We start from the raw sequence: 16,593 nt of genomic DNA, 5'->3' as shown, positions 1-16,593 counted from the left end.
GGATGATCTTTTGAGGCTTGACTCTCGTTATTTTAAAATTTTGAATACAAAATAATAAAAAACTAAGAATTTTTAGTTGAAAAAATTAAACGAGTAGATTGAATAGGATTTTTAACTGTTTGAAATATAGGAACTAATTGGTACGACCGAGTGGATTCGAACCACCGATGTCGGCGTGGGGCATAGAGAGTAGGGAGCGCTCTAATCAGCTGAGCTATGGTCGTACAATAGTGATTTCTTAAATATAATTTTTTCAGAGAAGTTAGAATAAAGTTGGTACGACCGAGTGGATTCGAACCACCGATGTCGGCGTGGGGCATAGAGAGTAGGTAGCGCTCTAACCAGCTGAGCTATGGTCGTACAATAGTGATTTCTTAAATATAAGTTATTCGTGGAAAAAGAATAAATCTGGTACGACCGAGTGGATTCGAACCACCGATGTCGGCGTGGGGCATAGAGAGTAGGGAGCGCTCTGACCAACTGGGCTATGGTCGTACAATAGTGATTTCTTAAATATAAGTTATTCGTAGAAAAAAGAATAGATTGGTACGACCGAGTGGATTCGAACCACCGACCTCTACCATGTCAAGGTAGCGCTCTAACCAACTGAGCTACGGTCGTACAATAGTGCTCTTAAATTAAATTCATCACAGGGGTGATAAATTGGTACGACCGAGTGGATTCGAACCACCGACCTCTACCATGTCAAGGTAGCGCTCTAACCAACTGAGCTACGGTCGTATCATAAATTTAAGTGGCTGTTAATTGTTTAACAACGGTCGCTAATATATAGCGTGCGCTTGTGTGAATCAAGCGAGAATAGTGTTTTTTGGTTTGTTTGCCGTTTTTTTATTCATATCGGACTGATTTCGCACGTTTTATAAAATTTTTGCCACCAAATTACATGCTCTCTCGCTGATTGCTTTAAGCCGTTAAGTAGATTGTTTGACTGACTGGGCTGTAACATGGGTACTAAAGCGTTATCCACATGATCACTTTGCAACCAAAGAGCGCGATAAAGGGGCATGAGTCGTTCTAAAGCACCAGTAAGCTGTGCTTGATACGGCTGTAGCTGCGTCAAATAATATTTTTTAAATACATTGCTGACAATATGCGCCTGTTTTTTATTTTTTATTGGATTACAAAGGCTCGTTAAATCTATATCTGCAAGGTAGTTTGTCGTTACATTGTTAAGTAGCGTTTGCTTTCTTACGGCAGTGATGAGTGCTTGATTAAAGTTAAAGCGATTCAGCTGCTCTAAACTTTTATAAATATGATGAGTATTAATTTGCTGATATTGCTCAGCGGTGATTTGGTTTTTTATATTCGCTAATTGCTGTAAAGCCAACTCTGTTTCTACTAAGCCATTGAGGTTGGTATCGAGTTCATAAGGAGTCAGTAGCCAACTTTGTTTTAGTTCGGCTTCGGCATATAAAAATTGTGTGAAATAGGTCTTTAACTGCGATTTTTTGTGCCGCATTGCGGCTTGTATTTGTTGATAGCTATTTGATGTTTTGTCGAGGGTGCGTAAACAGATTGGTGCAGCCTTTATGAACTCTATTTGATATATTAATTTGGTTGCTGGTGTGGCAACTTTCCCTAGTTGAGAGTTGTGCTCAGCAATTAATGTACTCAGTGCACATGAGTTCAGTTGCGCTAGTTGTAGAATACTCACGTTGAGTTTTGTTTGTTTGGCTAAGGGCTGAAAGTTTAACTTTATATTATTAAGCTCTGCGTGCGTTGGTATAGGGGATGACAGCGAATTAGCAAGACGCGACTGGTATTCGTTATATGTGTCACTGGGTTGCTCGCTACAGCCTGTAGTAAGTAAAATTGAGACAAGCATAGTCAGGTAAACAAAAATACGCTTGTGTTTACCTAACATTGTTTTATATCTATTGAATAAATGGTTCACGTTTAAAGCGCTTAGCGACGGTTAACATTAATAAAATAGCAGCTACGGTTAAACCAACAATAATACCTATCCAAAACCCGTGTGGGCCCATTGCTGGCACAATTAAATCAGTACGAGCTAAAACATACCCTAATGCAAAGCCTATTAGCCAGTACGAAATAAACGTAATGTACGAAATTGGCGCAGTGTATTTTAAACCTCTTAAAATACCATTTGCAGCAACTTGTAGGGCGTCTGGTAGTTGATAAATACAAGCTAAAATCATAATGGATGTTGCAAGTGCGATGACTCGCGCGTCATCAGTGTAGAGTTGGCTAATAATATCACGACCAAAAAATGTTATGGCTGCTAATAATATCGCGATCATAACGGCTAATAAGTAGCTGGTGGAGATGGCTTTTTTCAACTGCTCAAAGTGATTTTGCCCATACAAGTTACCAATACGAATACTGATAGCGATAGACAAGCTAAGCGGCATCATAAAAAGTAGGGTGGTGACACTGGCTGCGATTTGGTGTCCTGCAACCGCCACAGCACCTAAATGGGCAATAAAAAGTGGAATACAAGCAAATAAGGTGACTTCAAAAAAAGTGGCCAGTGAAATAGGGATCCCTACTTTGGTAATATTCCACATTGTTGCTATTTGTGGTGCTTTAAAATTCGCAAGCAGCCCTTTAGCATCTATTTTTTTACTCAGTTGGCAGTATATCACCTGCGCGATTGCCATGGCCGTAAACACCAGTGCTGTGGCGATACCACACCCAGCGCCGCCCAATTCAGGCATGCCAAATTTACCGTGAATGAATATATAGTTAGCGGGGATGTTAACAGCAAGTCCGAGTAAACTAATATAAAAAGCAGGTTTGGTCATGCCCATGCCTTCGGTAATATTACGATAAACACTGAACACTAAAAAACCGACAATGCCCCATTTTACAAAGTGAATATATTCATAAGCCATAGCAGCAATGGCTGGACTAGTATCAAGTTGCAAAATGATTAAGTCAGCAAAATAAGCAATTGAAAAGCCAACCACACTTAAGACACCGGCTAAATAGAGCCCTTGTTGAAAGTAGTGGCTAATGCCGCTTTTATCATTAGCGCCTGATAACTGGGCAATAATACCCGTTAAGGCCAGTAGTATACCTTGCAGGGCTAGCATAGCAGGGTTCCAAACACCGGTAGCTATTGAAAGAGCCGCGAGATCTGTAGGGCTCACTTGACCGGCCATAATAGTGTCAACTACCGACATTAATACTAAGGTTACTTGTGCTAAAAAGACTGGGATCGCAAGAGAAATAAGGCGTTTAGCTTCCCAATTACAAAAAGTCATAGTGCTTGCTAAATAAGAAATAATTAGCCGCTAGTGTAATTGATTTATAAAAGAATAAAAGTTTATATCGATGATTCACTAACCCTTAAGTGATAAACTCACTACCAACGTAGAAAAGTGAAGATTGATTTAATATGTTTACTGGAATAGTACAAACTAAAGCGACAGTTTTATCGACAGAGCAGCGTGAAGGTGTATTACGCTTAACACTCTCGGTGGGCATCCAATACATTGATAAATTAGAAATCGGTGCAAGCATTGCGATTAATGGTTGTTGTTTAACTGTAGTGAAATTTAGTGCGGCTGAAAACCAATTAGCACATGTTTACTTTGATGTGATTGACGAAACCCTCAAATTAACAAACCTAGATCAATTAGCGGCTGATGACAAAGTTAATTTCGAGCGCTCAATGACATTTGGCTCTGAATTAGGTGGGCATATTATGTCGGGTCATATTCATTGTACAGCGCGTATCGATGACATTATTAATACGCAAGATAATTGTAAAATAAAACTAGCTTTAGCTCCCCAGTGGCAAAAATATGTATTGTACAAAGGGTTTGTCGGTGTAAATGGCGCGAGTCTAACTGTGGGTGAAACCGATGCTAACGGCTTTTGGTTACATTTAATTCCAGAGACATTAGCTATTACCAACTTGGGTTTAGCAGAAGTCGGCGCGCAGCTAAATATTGAGGTTGATCAACAAACCTTTACGATCATCAACACTGTTGAGAATTATCTAAAGCAAAGCCGTTAAAATATTTGCTCATTGTCACTATCAATGTGTAACTCTATTTTATTATAAGCATGATCGATATGCATATTAAAATGAATAGGGTTACAGCAGGCACTGCAATCTTCAAAGTAGTCTTGGTCGCCTTCGCTGGCGTCTAAGGTTACGTGGATATGATGCCCGCAATGTGGACAGGTTATGCGTTGTGAGAGTTGATTTTTCATAAATGCTCCGACTTGGCAATTGAGCCAAAGGTAACAGTGCTAAACATGTATTGAGTTATTTTAGCGACTGCACGCGTTTTCAAAATCCTGTTTTAAATATAGTCGGTATTACGGCTTTATGACATCGTCTTTACAATAAAAAGCACGTTATTTTAACAGTGAATCAATTTGTTGTTTAGCTTCAGTGAGATAATGACCAGCAAAAATATTAGCATGATTTAATATTGGGTAAAGTTGGTAGATTCGTTTGCGGCTCTCATAACCATTACTCAGCGGGTACTGCTTATTATAAGCTAGGTAGAACGCTTCGGGAAGCGGGGCGAATAGTTCGCTCATGGCAATATCAACTTCCCGATCACCATAATAACTAGCAGGATCAAATATACAGGGTACGCTTTGAATAAAGCCCATATTCCCACGCCAAAAATCGCCATGCAGTAGCGAGGGCTCCACAGGGTGACTATGGAGTAAGTCTTTTATAAATCGGATCAAATATTCTTTATCAACTAAATTAATGCCTTTTTCCTCAAGTAACTGTAATTGCCAACCAATACGTTCTTCAGCGTAAAATACATCCCACTTTTTATGCCATCGGTTGGGCTGTAAAGTTGGGCCAACAAAGTTGTCATGATCAAAGCCAAACATTGCTTGTTGATGTTTTTGGTGGAGGCTTGCCAGATGCTTACCCATAATATGCCACATAGTATGTGGTTGTTGATCGAGCTTAAGCCATTCAAGTACTAAAAATGCATATTCAATGTTGGATCCACTTGTGACGCAATCGGGCACCATAAAGAGGCTTTCTTGGGTTAGAAGTTTTAAACTATGGGCCTCATATTCAAACCGCTCTAATTGTGTATGATGGGCAACTTTTACAAAGTATGTGTGGGTACCATCGCTTATTTCAAATAACATATCGTCATTTGAACTTTGCAATTGGCGTTTGAAGGTATGCTTAAAGTCAAAATGCATTGCTTGGCTGATCTGCTCATTAACGGTATTCCACATAATATTGCTCACCTTTTATACAGATTACTAAACTATGGCAAAAAGTAGTTAATTAAACAAACTCTTGTATGTAAAATTCAATAATCAGTTTTAAGCAATGATTTAGCCATCTGTGGAGAATAAAATGAACAAAAGTATGCTCACTAATTTAACAGCCACAATTTTAGTGTTAGTTGGTTATTTTTTTAACCAAGCGATTGTGCTCTCAATTGGTTTGTTTGCTTTATCGGGAGCTTTTACCAACCTACTTGCAGTGCATATGTTGTTTGAAAAGGTGCCATTTTTATATGGCTCAGGTGTTATTCAAGTAAAGTTTGCCAAATTTAAACACGCTATTAGAGAACTTGTAATTACTGAGTTTTTCTCTAAAGAGAAAATAGAACAATTACTTGCAACTAAACAACCGCAGCTAGATTTAAAACCGGTGATTGAAGAGGTGGACCTAAATCCTGCATTCGATAGTTTACTTGAAGTGATAGAGCAATCTCAGTTTGGTGCAATGCTTGCAATGTTTGGTGGTACTGAAGCGGTTGAGCCAATGCGTGAATCATTTATTGAAAAAATGAAAAATTCACTATCAAATATGAGTGAAACTACACAGTTTAAACAACTTGTAAATGACAAGCTCATGCAAAAAGCAATGTCCTCAGACAAATTATACGATACGGTATTGGGTCTTGTAGATGACAGGTTAAACGAATTAACACCCGCAATGGTTAAAGATATTATTCAAACCATGATCCGTGAACACCTTGGTTGGCTCGTGGTTTGGGGTGGGGTATTCGGTGGTTTATTTGGTCTGCTTGCAGCTATTATTTAACGGTAAAAATATTAAGCAGGTCAACTACACGCCTGCTTAATGATGGCTTAAGTATTCCATACTCTATTTTGAACCAGCGACGACTAAAATAGTGCTATCGTTTGTTTTCGCTAAATCATGAATACTTGTTTTACCTGTTGTATCAAGGTTTAAATATTTTGCACTTTTATGAAAACCATACATGCCAGCAAATTTTCCTAGTTCCATATTGTTACAGTGTAACTTGTTTATGGCTACTTTTTTACTCATTCGTACGTCACGCAAAGTGGCAGACAATGTAATGGGTTTGTTTGATGTAACCGCCATACATACTTCAGTACTAGGGCTGTTATCTGCGGCAACAAACTCTGCTGCTTGAGTTGTGGTTGCTGCCAATGTTGCTGCGCCAATAAGTAAAGTTGTACAAAGTGTTGTTGCTAAAGTTTTCATCATCATTCTCCAGTGGTTGATGTCAGTTGACGAGTTAATTATTGGCTTAATTTTAAAAGAATGCTGTAAATGAAAATCGACAATATGTAAGTAACTATGTCAGTCATGTATTACTAATTTAAACGCTTGATTTAAGATAATTTAAAGTATGTTTTTTGACACATTTAAGGTGATTTATTTTTCTATCTTTTATTGGCTTTTGATTGTTTTTCAACCTGTTTTCATAGGCTTTACAGCACATTTACTTTAGAGTAAAAGCACTTTTTGATTTATCTTGGCTGACATATACTCTCAGGCTGTTATCATTCTCAATAATTATTTTTATCTCGCTATGGAGACTATGTGAGTAGCAAGTTTTCCCGTTACTACCAGCAAGCTTATGCTTGCGAACAACAAAACTTTAATCAATGTTTTTATTGTGGCTGCGAGGCTACAGAGCGAGACCATTGCCCGCCATTACATATGCTACAAAGCATTATAGATTTGGGTGAGGATGCTGACTTTATAAGTATTGCAGCTTGTTATGAATGCCATGCTTTACTACATAATGAACGATTACTGACAATTGATGAGCGTTTTACAAAGCTTAAGAAAAAGCTTGCAACTAAATATGCAAAGCCCTTACGTGTTTATAATATGTGGCATGAGAGTGAGCTTAGTGACATGAGTGATGAGTTTGCCCATAGTATTAAAGCAGGTATGACACTTGGCGAAGAAGCATCGCAACGCATGGCATTTACTGGTTTTAGCTATGCAACCGAAGAGGCTAAAGTCACCGTTAGAGAGAAAACACCTGAGTTTGATGTTGAAGGTGTGATCTTTACCGATTTTAAAGAGGCACTTAATTACTGTATTTCAGAACTTAAAGTACACAAAAGTGACTTTTATAAAATACTGGTTGAAGACTACCAAGGTGATTTCAATAAGGCGCTGAGTCAGTATCGCCATCGCCACGACAAAGTGACAGCAGCAAAAGATGGTAATAGCTTAATAAAAGATTTTTCAAAGCAGCATAAACAAAACTCAGATTTTGTTACGCGCACGGTAAAGCATTTTATTAATAAAGATCCAAGTTTAACTACAGAAGCTGCTTTAGATAAGCTCTACACTAACTATATAAAAAAATAACATATGTTGTAATTAAATTACATTTACCTTAATTAAATGCAGCTTCAGCTTATTTTTTGGCTTTATGCTGCACTTTTATATACATTAATAAAAAAACAATAGAGACTAACATGATGCAAAAATTTGCTCCTTCATTGCTGGTCGTTGCACTTGGTGTCGCTTTAGCCGGCTGCCAAGATAACGGGCCACAAGACGAAAAAGTAACAATTAATAAAAATCCATACCCAAGTACCTATCAACCACTTAAATCAACGAGTACGTTGATCACTAATGCCACAGTTTTAACAGGCACCGGCGAGCGTTTAGAAGAAGCTGACGTTTTACTGGTTGATGGTAAAGTACAACAAGTGGGTAAAGACTTAGCTGCTAGTGCTGATCTTACAATTGATGCACAAGGTAAGTGGGTAACGCCTGGGTTAATCGACGTTCACTCACATTTAGGTGCGTATCCAAACCCATCGGTTGAATCACATCAAGATGGTAATGAAATGACCAGCCCTAATACGGCAGAAGTATGGGTTGAACACTCAGTGTGGCCACAAGATCCAGGTTTTAACCGTGCACGTGAAGGCGGCATAACTTCGTTGCAAATCTTACCAGGCTCTGCAAACTTATTTGGTGGTCGTGGGGTAACACTTAAAAATGTGCCTGCTCACACTATGCAAGGAATGAAGTTCCCTGATGCACCGTATGGCTTAAAGATGGCGTGTGGTGAAAATCCTAAGCGTGTTTATGGTCGTAAAGGCGTATTGCCTTCAACACGAATGGGTAATATGGCAGGCTATCGTACTGCATGGATTGGCGCGGCTGAATATAAGCGTGAATGGGATAAATACGAGTCAGATTACGCTGCAGGTAAAAACCCTGAAGTGCCACATCGCGATATCAAATACGATACATTACGTGGCGTATTAGATGGTGAAGTCATGATCCATAATCATTGCTATAAAGCCGAAGAAATGGCAATGATGATTGACCTATCTAAAGAGTTTGGTTATCACGCAGGTACCTTCCACCATGGTATTGAAGCCTATAAAATTGCTGACTTATTAGCTGAAAACGGCTCTTGTGCTGCACTTTGGCCAGACTGGTGGGGCTTCAAAATGGAAGCCTACGACATGGTTCAAGAAAACGTTGCGATTGTTGATGCAGTGAAAAACTCGTGTGCCGTTGTTCACTCTGATTCTGATACAACTATTCAGCGCTTAAACCAAGAAGCGGGTAAAGTGATGTTCCGTGCTAATGATAATGGTTTTGATATCTCTGAAGAGCATGCCATTAAATGGATCACAGCTAATGCTGCTAAATCACTGGGTATTGCAGATAAAACAGGCTCACTTGAAGCAGGTAAGCAAGGCGATGTAGTCATTTGGAATCAAAGTCCTTTTAGTGTTTATGCTAAAGCAGAACAAGTCTTTGTTGATGGTGCTAAAGTGTATGATCGTGATGATGAAGCATTCCAAGCACAAAGTGATTTCATGTTAGGTCAAAAATAAGGAGTAACTAGAATGACAAAATTAAAACAATCATTTTCGCTCTCGCTAGTTGCTGCTGGTTTAATCGCAAGTGCAACAGCTAATGCAGAGTCTTTAGCCATAATTAATGCCACAGTTCACACATCAACTGAGCAAGGGGTTTTACAAGGCGCAAGTATCATCATTGATGAAGGCAAAATTACAGCGATTAATCCTGCTAAAGTAGAAGCTGACACTATTGTTGATGCTAAAGGGCAAATTGTAACTGCTGGTTTTATTGGTAGCATGAATCAACTAGGTCTGGTTGAAGTTGGGGCTGTTGCAGGCTCGCGTGATGCAGGGGATGACAAAGCCGGTATCGACTTTGATCCAAGCTTGGCTTTTAATCCTCGCTCAAGTCTTATTCCTTATGCACGTAAAGGCGGCATTACTCGTGATGTAGTTACTCCGCACGGTGGTGACAGCATCTTTGCAGGCCTTGCCAGTGTAGTCGATTTAAGTGGTGAGTTTGACAGCGTTAAACAAACACAGGTTGCATTAGTTGTTCACTTAGGCGAAAAGCGTAAAGGCTCTCGTGCAATGTCGCTTAAAACGTTAGTTGATAAGCTTACTGAACATCAACAAAAGTCAGCCAAGAAAGATAAAAAAGATGATGCTACACCAAGTACAGAGCACAGCGTACTAAGCAAAGTGTTGGCGGGCGATATGCCGCTTTTAGTTAGTGCGTCTCGTGCATCTGACATTATTGAGCTTATTAAGCTAAAACAGCAATTTTCACTTAATTTAGTGATTGCAGGTGCGCAAGATGCAGTGGTTGTTAAACAGCAACTAGCAGAAGCACAAGTACCAGTGATTGTAAGCTCAATGGATAACTTGCCTGGTAGCTTTGACTCACTACATGCTAGTTTAAGCAATGCGGGTGAACTTGAGAAAGCTGGCGTAAAAGTGTTACTGGCAATTGCTGGTGACGGCAGCCATAATGTTTATCAATTGCGCTTCGATGCCGGTAATGCTGTGTCGTATGGTATGACACAACAAGGTGCGTTAAAAGCCATTACAGCTAATGTTGCTGATGTGTTTGGTATTAATGCAGGCCGTGTTGCAGTAGGTACTGCGGCTGATTTAGTTATGTGGAATGATGACCCATTTGAGCTCAACAGCCATGTGACTAAAATGTTCATCAACGGCGAAGAAGTATCAACTGAATCACGTCAGGACAAATTACGTAATCGTTACATGACTGACTCAGAAATGCCACGCGCATACACTAAGTAGTGTTTAAGTAGTTTATGAAAAGCCGCTATTGCGGCTTTTTTTATGTAGTTAATAATTTTTTCAGACACAAAAAAGGCGCTCAGTGAGCGCCTTTTCTACATCTTAGCGATTAAACTAGTTTAGCTAGAATATCGTTAAATGTTGCGCTTGGGCGCATTGCTTCAAATGCTGATGTATCGTTAGGTTGGAAATAACCACCTACATTTACAGCAACACCTTGTGCGTTGTTAAGCTCAGACACGATCTGCTCTTTTTGTGCTTCTAAGTCACTAGCAATCTGAGTGAACTGAGCTTTAAGCTCTGCATCATCGTCTTGCTTAGCAAGTTCTTGAGCCCAGAATAAAGATAAGAAGAAATGAGAACCACGGTTATCAATTTCTTTTACTTTACGAGAAGGTGACTTGTTTTCAGCAAGGAAAGTACCCGTTGCTTTATCAAGTGTATCTGCAAGTACCTGTGCTTTTTTGTTATCTGTATTCACTGCTAAATGTTCTAGTGAAGCAGCTAAAGCTAAGAACTCACCTAAAGAATCCCAACGTAAGTGGTTTTCTTTTTCGAATTGCTGTACATGCTTAGGCGCTGAACCACCTGCACCTGTTTCAAATAAACCACCGCCATTCATAAGTGGTACGATTGAAAGCATTTTTGCACTTGTACCAAGCTCAAGAATTGGGAATAAATCAGTTAGGTAATCACGTAATACGTTACCTGTTACTGAGATAGTGTCTTTACCTTCTTTAATACGCGCTAGTGAGAAAAGAGTTGCCTCAAGCGGTGCTAAAATTTGGATATCAAGACCATCAGTATCATGGTTTGGTAAATATGCATTTACTTTTTTGATGATTTGCGCATCGTGTGCACGGTTTTCATCAAGCCAGAAAATAGCTGGGTTACCTGTAGCGCGAGCACGGTTTACAGCAAGCTTAACCCAATCTTGAATTGGTGCATCTTTAACCTGACACATGCGCCAGATATCGCCTTGCTCAACGTTGTGCTCAAGTAAAGTAGTGCCGTTAGCATCAACAACACGAATTACACCGTCAGCTTTTGCTTCAAATGTTTTGTCGTGAGAACCGTACTCTTCTGCTTTTTGCGCCATAAGGCCAACATTTGGCACACTACCCATAGTGGTAGGATCAAATGCGCCGTGTTCTTTACAGAAGTCGATAGTTGCTTGGTAAACACTTGAGTAACAACGATCTGGAATTACAAAGCTAGTATCTTGTAATTTACCATCGTTATTCCACATTTGACCGCTAGAACGAATTGCTGCCGGCATAGATGCATCAATGATCACATCACTTGGTACGTGAAGGTTAGTGATGCCACGGTCTGAATCAACCATTGCGATTGCAGGGCGCTGTGCGTAAACAGCTTGGATATCAGCTTCGATTTCAGTGCGCTTTGCTTCATCTAAAGATTGGATTTTAGAATATACGTCACCAAGGCCGTTATTTACATCAACACCTAGTTCTTCAAATAATTCGCCGTGCTTTGTAAATACGTCTTTATAAAATACTTTAACAGCGTGGCCAAAGATGATTGGATCAGATACTTTCATCATGGTTGCTTTCATGTGCAATGAAAACAATACGCCTTTTTCTTTTGCAGCTTGAATTTCAGCTTCTAAGAAAGCTTGTAATTTAGTTGCATTGATAGAAGAAGCATCAATTACTTCGCCAGCAAGTAGTGGTGTGCTTGCCTTAAGCACAGACACATCACCGTTTTTAGCAACGTGCTCAATGCGTACATCAGTTGGCGCTTCAACAGTTACTGATTGCTCAGAACCAAAGAAATCACCTTCGCTCATGCTAGCAACATAAGATGCAGACTCTTTGCTCCATGCACCCATTGAATGTGGGTTGTTACGTGCATATTCTTTAACAGAGCCAGGTGCACGACGGTCAGAGTTACCTTCACGTAATACAGGGTTTACTGCACTACCTTTGATTTTGTCGTAGGTCGCTTGAACGGCCTTTTCTTCGTCTGTTTTAGGCTCAGCTGGGTAGTCTGGAAGTGCATACCCTTTTTCTTGTAGTTCTTTGATAACAGCACGTAATTGTGGAACAGACGCACTGATATTTGGTAACTTGATGATGTTAGCTTCAGGTGTCTTAGCAAGCTCACCTAGTTCAGCTAGTGCATCGCCAATGCGTTGTTCTTCGGTTAAATACTCAGGGAAGTTAGCAATTACACGGCCAGCTAAAGAGATGTCACGTGTTTCAACTTCAACACCAGCGGCATTTGTGTATGCTTGAATGATCGGTAGCAAAGAGTAAGTTGCGAGTGCCGGAGCTTCGTCTGTTTTAGTATAGATAATTTTTGATGTCATCATCATTCCTAGATAGTAGGCATAAAGCCATATTCAACAATGCAAGAATATCATCACCAATGCTGGCAATGATCAGTCTGTTAGGTGTTAATACTGTAATTCAATAACCACACCTGACGAACTGCTATAAATTTAATGTTAAAAACCCGCCAATGGAATTAGCCATTAGCATAGTTTTACCACTTAAAGGGCCATTTTCGGGCTTTTTAAACACAAAGAGTGTAACAAGCTTGGCACAAAAGGGCTAATAACTAATATGATAATTGGGCATTAAAAAGTAATTTCAAGACTAAGGACAGATTTTGTGCTTTTAAAGTATTTAATTAACAAAGCGCAGAGCTGTAATAGAGAAGGGAATAGAAAATATCAGAAAAAGAAGTTAAGCGAGGATCTTTACAGGTCGCTCGCTTGTAGTGTCGAACTTCTATAACAACTACACTAACTCTTCGTTAGGAGCAATATTAGTCGCATGTAGGCCTTTTGGGCCTTGTTGCAATTCGAATGTTACATCTTGACCAGCTTTAAGTGTTTTATAACCGTCCATTACAATCGTTGAGTAATGGGCGAATATATCATTCTCGCAGCCGTCTTCTACGATGAAACCAAAACCTTTGGCGTTATTGAACCATTTGACTTTACCACAAGCCATACTTCTACATCCTTCTATAAGTTGACTAATTTAGTTATTCTAAACCGTATAATTTGATAGACTGACTAAGGTTTAATCAATCTATAATTGACTGTAGTTTATTTATACGATCAGTCAAGTGTTTTAAACTATTTTTTAACAATTAATTTATTTTTTTATTCAAGTTTGCTTGAGTTCCAAAGACAAGACTATATTTAATTATGAGTGGCATGAAAGATTCAGGTGTTTTAGACACAGTTCGCGACAGTGAAAAGCAAAAGCTACAACCACCGCGAAAATACAAAGTCATTTTAAATAATGATGATTACACGCCTATGGACTTTGTGATAGAAGTACTAGTGACGTTTTTTAATATGGATAGCGATAGAGCAACAGATGTGATGCTACAAGTTCATCAAAACGGTAGGGCGATATGTGGGGTGTATACCGCAGATGTTGCAAATACCAAAGTTGAGCAAGTAAACCGTTATGCACGTGATAACGAGCATCCACTGCTTTGTAGTTGTGAGCAGGAATAATACCAAGGTAGGGTGATCAAAATACCCATCACAACGGTATATATATTTATCTCAGTAAGGGGTTGCCAATGCTAAACAAAGACTTAGAACTAACTTTAAACGCGGCGTTTCGTGAAGCGCGTACTCGCCGCCATGAATTTATGACAGTAGAGCACCTATTACTTGCACTACTAGATAACCCTTCTGCAAGCGAGGCGCTCAATGCTTGCGCAATCGATATGGCAGCGCTTAAAACAGAGCTATCAGAATTTATTGACGAAACCACGCCAGTTATTCCTGATCTAGAGGAAGAGCGTGAAACACAACCAACGCTGGGTTTCCAACGTGTATTGCAGCGTGCAGTATTTCATGTGCAATCTTCGGGCAAAAACGAAGTAACAGGCGTTAATGTATTGGTTGCTATTTTTTCTGAGCAAGAAAGCCAAGCGGTTTACTTACTCAAAAAGAGTGATATTTCACGCCTTGATATCGTTAATTTCATCTCCCATGGGATTGCAAAATCTGATGATGATTTAGGCGGTGAAGACGCTGATGATATCCATGAAGAAGTTCAAGAAGTGCAAGGTGAAGAACCCACTAAGCTTGACAACTTTACCACTAATCTAAATGCGCAAGCGATTGAGGGTAATATTGACCCACTGGTAGGTCGTGATAACGAAGTCGAGCGTACCGTTCAGGTTTTATGTCGCCGTAAAAAGAACAACCCACTTTTAGTGGGGGAGGCTGGGGTTGGTAAAACCGCTATTGCTGAAGGCCTTGCGTATCGCATTGTAAATGAACAAGTACCGGATGTAATAGCTGATGCAGTCGTTTACTCGTTAGATATGGGCGCGCTATTAGCAGGCACTAAATACCGCGGTGATTTTGAAAAACGTTTTAAAGCCTTGCTTAAAGAGCTTCAGGCGCAACCTGGCGCGATTTTATTTATAGATGAGATTCACACCATTATTGGTGCGGGAGCAGCGTCAGGCGGTGTTATGGACGCTTCTAATCTACTTAAGCCGCTATTATCAAGTGGCAAACTACGTTGTATGGGTTCTACAACTTACAACGAGTACAAAAACATCTTTGAAAAAGACCGTGCTTTAGTGCGCCGTTTTCAAAAAATTGATGTGCTTGAGCCAAGTGTGGCTGATACCACCAAGATTCTTAATGGTCTAAAAGAGCGTTACGAAGAGCACCACGGTATTCGTTATACGCAAAAAGCACTTAAAGCAGCTGCGGAGCTCAGTGCCAAATACATTAATGAGCGTCATTTACCAGATAAAGCTATCGATGTGATTGATGAAGCAGGTGCGAGTCAACGCTTACAACCAAGCTCAAAACGTAAAAAGACAATTGGTGTAGCAGATATAGAATCAATTGTCGCGAAAATGGCTCGTATTCCACAGCAAAGCGTGTCATCGAGTGATAAAGAAACACTCAAAAATCTTGATCGTAATTTGAAAATGTTAGTGTTTGGTCAAGACCAATCAATTGACGCGTTAACCTCGGCGATACGCTTGTCTCGCTCAGGTTTATCAAACGAGGATAAACCAGTCGGCTCGTTCTTGTTTGCAGGGCCAACGGGTGTTGGTAAAACTGAGGTCACTAAACAGCTAGCAAAATGTATGGGCGTTGAGTTTATTCGTTTTGATATGTCTGAATACGTTGAACGTCATGCTGTAAGTCGTTTAATTGGTGCGCCGCCAGGCTATGTTGGCTTTGAACAAGGTGGCCTGCTCACTGAAGCGGTTATTAAAAACCCACATTCAGTGGTGTTGCTTGATGAAATAGAAAAAGCGCATTCAGATATCTACAATATTTTATTACAGGTAATGGACCACGGTACCCTAACTGATAATAATGGCCGTAAAGCTGACTTTAGAAACGTAGTTGTGGTAATGACAACTAACGCCGGTGTACAAGAGACTGTGCGTAAGTCAATTGGCTTCACTGAGCAAGATCATTCTCATGATGCGATGAGCGAGATAAACAAGGTGTTCTCACCTGAGTTTAGAAACCGTTTAGATAACATTATTTGGTTTAACCACCTAGAGCGTGATGTGATCTTATTAGTGGTCGATAAGTTTATTGTCGAGCTTCAAGCCCAGCTTGACAAAAAATCAGTTAACCTTGAACTGACTTCAAAAGCACGTGAATGGTTAGCGGACCAAGGTTATGACAAGGCAATGGGAGCACGCCCTATGGGACGTGTTATTCAAGAGCAACTTAAAAAGCCATTGGCGAATGAGATTTTGTTTGGCGAGTTAATCGAAGGGGGCACAGTAAAAGTGTCACTGAAAGATAAAAAATTGCGTTTTGATTTTGAAACCGATTTAACGCCTGCATAATCGTTGCAATCATGTAGACAACAAAAAGCCCAGCAAATGCTGGGCTTTTTGTTTATTAAATGTAATGGTCTGCAGGTGCTTTCAATTACATTTAATAAACGCTTCAAGCTGTGTAGAAAGTAACTAAGTTACTTAATCAACTTAGCTAAAAACTTGATATTTCGTTAACGCACTAACTTAGCGAGCACGGAATACGATGCGACCTTTTGATAAATCGTATGGGGTCATTTCTACGGTAACTTTATCGCCGGTTAAAATACGGATATAGTTTTTACGCATTTTACCTGAAATGTGAGCCACAACAACGTGACCATTTTCAAGCTCAACTCGGAACATTGTATTTGGTAAAGTATCAAGGACCGTCCCTTGCATTTCGATTACGTCTTCTTTCGCCATGTTTAGCGTAACACCTCTTTAATA

At 39.8% G+C, this 16,593-nt stretch carries 15 protein-coding genes and 4 tRNA genes; 7 read left to right on the top strand and 12 right to left on the bottom strand.

Going from position 1 to position 16,593, the window contains the following annotated elements; genetic code table 11:
- Nucleotides 1–138: 138 nt before the first annotated feature.
- The 6 genes from AAEU30_RS17095 to AAEU30_RS17070 all read right to left on the bottom strand — a co-directional run bounded on the left by AAEU30_RS17095 (nucleotide 139) and on the right by AAEU30_RS17070 (nucleotide 3,248).
- Nucleotides 139–224, bottom strand: a tRNA-Ser gene (locus AAEU30_RS17095).
- Between the two features lie 50 nt (nucleotides 225–274).
- A tRNA-Ser gene (locus AAEU30_RS17090) sits at nucleotides 275–360 on the bottom strand.
- A 184-nt stretch (nucleotides 361–544) separates the two neighbouring features.
- A tRNA-Val gene (locus AAEU30_RS17085) sits at nucleotides 545–621 on the bottom strand.
- Nucleotides 622–664: 43 nt separating this feature from the next.
- Nucleotides 665–741: transfer RNA gene (locus AAEU30_RS17080), tRNA-Val, on the bottom strand.
- A 112-nt stretch (nucleotides 742–853) separates the two neighbouring features.
- Nucleotides 854–1,885: a DUF3080 family protein gene (locus AAEU30_RS17075; protein WP_421961552.1), complete on the bottom strand. Its 1,032-nt coding sequence runs from the start codon at nucleotides 1,883–1,885 to the stop codon at nucleotides 854–856.
- A gap of 10 nt (nucleotides 1,886–1,895) precedes the next feature.
- Entirely contained in the window at nucleotides 1,896–3,248 is a 1,353-nt protein-coding gene (locus AAEU30_RS17070; protein ID WP_421961551.1) for an MATE family efflux transporter, read from the bottom strand.
- 134 nt (nucleotides 3,249–3,382) lie between these two features.
- Between AAEU30_RS17070 and AAEU30_RS17065 the strand changes: the two genes are divergently transcribed.
- Nucleotides 3,383–4,006 (top strand): riboflavin synthase subunit alpha, encoded by a 624-nt coding sequence (locus AAEU30_RS17065; protein ID WP_421961550.1) that lies wholly within the window; start codon nucleotides 3,383–3,385, stop codon nucleotides 4,004–4,006.
- On the opposite strand, the gene AAEU30_RS17060 is transcribed toward AAEU30_RS17065, so the two are convergent.
- Complete coding sequence (locus tag AAEU30_RS17060; RefSeq protein WP_421961549.1) at nucleotides 4,003–4,206, bottom strand: CPXCG motif-containing cysteine-rich protein; 204 nt, start codon at nucleotides 4,204–4,206, stop codon at nucleotides 4,003–4,005. The genes AAEU30_RS17065 and AAEU30_RS17060 overlap by 4 nt on opposite strands.
- A 147-nt stretch (nucleotides 4,207–4,353) precedes the next feature.
- On the bottom strand, nucleotides 4,354–5,214 hold the full coding sequence (locus AAEU30_RS17055) for a fructosamine kinase family protein (RefSeq protein ID WP_421961548.1): 861 nt from the start codon (nucleotides 5,212–5,214) through the stop codon (nucleotides 4,354–4,356).
- 124 nt (nucleotides 5,215–5,338) lie between these two features.
- On the opposite strand from AAEU30_RS17055, the gene AAEU30_RS17050 reads away from it, so the two are divergent.
- Nucleotides 5,339–6,034 carry a DUF445 domain-containing protein gene (locus tag AAEU30_RS17050; RefSeq protein WP_421961547.1) on the top strand — a complete coding sequence of 232 codons (696 nt, stop codon included), beginning with the start codon at nucleotides 5,339–5,341 and terminating at the stop codon, nucleotides 6,032–6,034.
- Nucleotides 6,035–6,097: 63 nt separating this feature from the next.
- Here AAEU30_RS17050 and AAEU30_RS17045 read toward each other — a convergent pair whose 3' ends face one another.
- Nucleotides 6,098–6,466 (bottom strand): DUF3718 domain-containing protein, encoded by a 369-nt coding sequence (locus AAEU30_RS17045; RefSeq protein WP_421961546.1) that lies wholly within the window; start codon nucleotides 6,464–6,466, stop codon nucleotides 6,098–6,100.
- Nucleotides 6,467–6,805: 339 nt separating this feature from the next.
- On the opposite strand from AAEU30_RS17045, the gene AAEU30_RS17040 reads away from it, so the two are divergent.
- From AAEU30_RS17040 to AAEU30_RS17030, 3 genes are all read left to right on the top strand, one after another.
- Nucleotides 6,806–7,591, top strand: coding sequence for a hypothetical protein (locus tag AAEU30_RS17040; protein WP_421961545.1), 786 nt, complete (start codon nucleotides 6,806–6,808; stop codon nucleotides 7,589–7,591).
- A gap of 113 nt (nucleotides 7,592–7,704) precedes the next feature.
- A complete protein-coding gene (locus AAEU30_RS17035; protein WP_421961568.1) occupies nucleotides 7,705–9,087 on the top strand; it encodes an amidohydrolase in 1,383 nt (460 codons plus the stop codon).
- Nucleotides 9,088–9,099: 12 nt separating this feature from the next.
- Nucleotides 9,100–10,341 carry an amidohydrolase family protein gene (locus AAEU30_RS17030; RefSeq protein WP_421961544.1) on the top strand — a complete coding sequence of 414 codons (1,242 nt, stop codon included), beginning with the start codon at nucleotides 9,100–9,102 and terminating at the stop codon, nucleotides 10,339–10,341.
- A gap of 109 nt (nucleotides 10,342–10,450) precedes the next feature.
- Here the strand turns inward: AAEU30_RS17030 and AAEU30_RS17025 are convergent, their stop codons facing one another.
- Nucleotides 10,451–12,673 (bottom strand): NADP-dependent isocitrate dehydrogenase, encoded by a 2,223-nt coding sequence (locus AAEU30_RS17025; protein ID WP_421961543.1) that lies wholly within the window; start codon nucleotides 12,671–12,673, stop codon nucleotides 10,451–10,453.
- 433 nt (nucleotides 12,674–13,106) lie between these two features.
- Nucleotides 13,107–13,322 (bottom strand): cold shock domain-containing protein CspD, encoded by a 216-nt coding sequence (cspD, locus tag AAEU30_RS17020; protein ID WP_058558936.1) that lies wholly within the window; start codon nucleotides 13,320–13,322, stop codon nucleotides 13,107–13,109.
- 209 nt (nucleotides 13,323–13,531) lie between these two features.
- On the opposite strand from cspD, the gene clpS reads away from it, so the two are divergent.
- Together clpS and clpA are read left to right on the top strand one after the other, a co-directional pair.
- On the top strand, nucleotides 13,532–13,840 hold the full coding sequence (gene clpS / locus AAEU30_RS17015) for an ATP-dependent Clp protease adapter ClpS (protein ID WP_421961542.1): 309 nt from the start codon (nucleotides 13,532–13,534) through the stop codon (nucleotides 13,838–13,840).
- A gap of 68 nt (nucleotides 13,841–13,908) precedes the next feature.
- Entirely contained in the window at nucleotides 13,909–16,173 is a 2,265-nt protein-coding gene (gene clpA, locus AAEU30_RS17010) for an ATP-dependent Clp protease ATP-binding subunit ClpA (RefSeq protein WP_421961541.1), read from the top strand.
- A gap of 177 nt (nucleotides 16,174–16,350) precedes the next feature.
- On the opposite strand, the gene infA is transcribed toward clpA, so the two are convergent.
- Nucleotides 16,351–16,569: a translation initiation factor IF-1 gene (gene infA, locus AAEU30_RS17005; RefSeq protein ID WP_002962494.1), complete on the bottom strand. Its 219-nt coding sequence runs from the start codon at nucleotides 16,567–16,569 to the stop codon at nucleotides 16,351–16,353.
- Between the last annotated feature and the right edge of the window lie 24 nt (nucleotides 16,570–16,593).

It is taken from the genome of Pseudoalteromonas mucoides, from assembly GCF_049257175.1.
Lineage (GTDB): Bacteria > Pseudomonadota > Gammaproteobacteria > Enterobacterales > Alteromonadaceae > Pseudoalteromonas.
Note: the sequence above shows the minus strand (reverse complement) of the source record. Positions and strands in the feature narration are given on the sequence as shown.